Origin of the sequence: Vibrio sp. 10N.222.46.A1 (genome assembly GCF_041473595.1) — a bacterium.
In the GTDB taxonomy this organism is placed as follows: Bacteria; Pseudomonadota; Gammaproteobacteria; order Enterobacterales; family Vibrionaceae; genus Vibrio; species Vibrio tasmaniensis_A.
The window spans coordinates 1-1,607 of record NZ_JBFRSN010001186.1 but is presented as its reverse complement, the minus strand read 5'-3'; the positions used below and the strand labels follow the sequence as shown (position 1 = coordinate 1,607).

1 protein-coding gene is annotated in these 1,607 nt (G+C 47.2%); it reads left to right on the top strand.

The window, feature by feature from the left end:
* Nucleotides 1-1,607: YgiQ family radical SAM protein (locus AB4496_RS25080; RefSeq protein WP_372132529.1), on the top strand; the 1,607-nt coding region annotated here is incomplete at both ends.

The following is a 1,607-nucleotide window of genomic DNA, read 5'->3' as shown; positions in this document are numbered from 1 at the left end:
CGCTGAGCGTGCACTGGTTGAAGTGGCACACCGCATTGCCGATGGCGAAGACATGTCTACGCTGACCAATATCCGCGGTACTGCTATCAACTTGCCTGCAGCGCCTGAAGGTTACAAAATTATTGATTCTTCTCGTATCGAAAAACCGAACAAAGCCTACGTTCCGGTTAACCCGTACGAAGTAGAAACGCAATGTGATACCAAGAAAGATGAAAAAGAAGAAGTAAAGGCGCAGCCAATTACTATTCGTCCTTCTCGTCACGATGCAAAAACAACCGCGGTTCGTATCCCTGGTTTCGAAAAGCTCAATAACGACCGTATTCTTTACGCTCACGCTAGCCGTATTCTGCACCTAGAGACTAACCCGTATTCAGGTCGTGCTCTTATTCAACGTCACGGTGACCGCGAACTATGGGTAAACCAAGCGCCAATTCCTCTTGCAACTGAAGAGATGGATTACGTGTTTGGCCTTGCGTACAAGCGTGTTCCGCACCCTATGTATGGCAAAGCAAAGATCCCTGCATACGACATGATTAAAACTTCGGTTAACATCATGCGTGGTTGTTTTGGTGGTTGTTCTTTCTGTTCAATCACAGAGCACGAAGGTCGTATCATTCAGAACCGTTCGAAAGAATCGATCTTGGATGAAATCGAAGACATTAAAGATAAAGTACCTGGCTTTACCGGTACGATTTCTGATTTGGGCGGCCCAACGGCGAACATGTACCGTTTAGGTTGTTCAGATCCAAAAGCTGAAATTAACTGTCGTCGTCCATCATGTGTGTTCCCGAAAATCTGTGAAAAGCTAAACACAGACCATCAACACACCATTGACCTGTACCGCTCTGCGAGAAAAGTACCGGGCGTTAAGAAGATCATGATCGCTTCTGGAGTACGTTACGACCTAGCGATTGAATCTCCAGAATACGTACGTGAGCTTGTGACTCACCACGTTGGTGGCTACTTGAAGATTGCTCCAGAGCATACTGAAAAAGGCCCTCTGGATCTGATGATGAAGCCAGGCATGGGCACGTACGATCGTTTCAAAGAGATGTTCGAGAAATACAGCGCTGAAGCCGGTAAGAAACAGTACCTAATTCCTTACTTCATCTCTGCTCACCCGGGCACAGAAGATGAAGACATGCTTAACCTTGCAATGTGGCTGAAAAAGCACAACTACGAGTGTGACCAAGTACAGAACTTCTATCCATCGCCAATGTGTAATGCAACGTCGATGTACTACTCAGAGACCAACCCTCTGAAACGCGTGAAATATAAGAAGCGTGAAGATGTTCCTGTACCGAAAGGTGATCGTCAACGTCGTCTGCATAAAGCGCTGCTTCGTTACCACGATCCTGAAAACTGGAAGATCATCCGTGAAGCGCTGATCAGCATGGGTAAAAAGCACCTAATTGGTGACAAAGCAAACTGTCTAGTACCAGAAGAAGATTTTGAAGCTCAGACACCGGCGCAGCGTCGTAAGTCTGGTCGTCACGGCTCACAGCGCTTTGCGACTAAGCACAGTAAGTCTCAACCAGGTCTTGGTGGCGAAAGCCCACGTAGCCATTCTAAGCCTGGCGGCAATAAGCCTAAACCGGGTGGTAAGA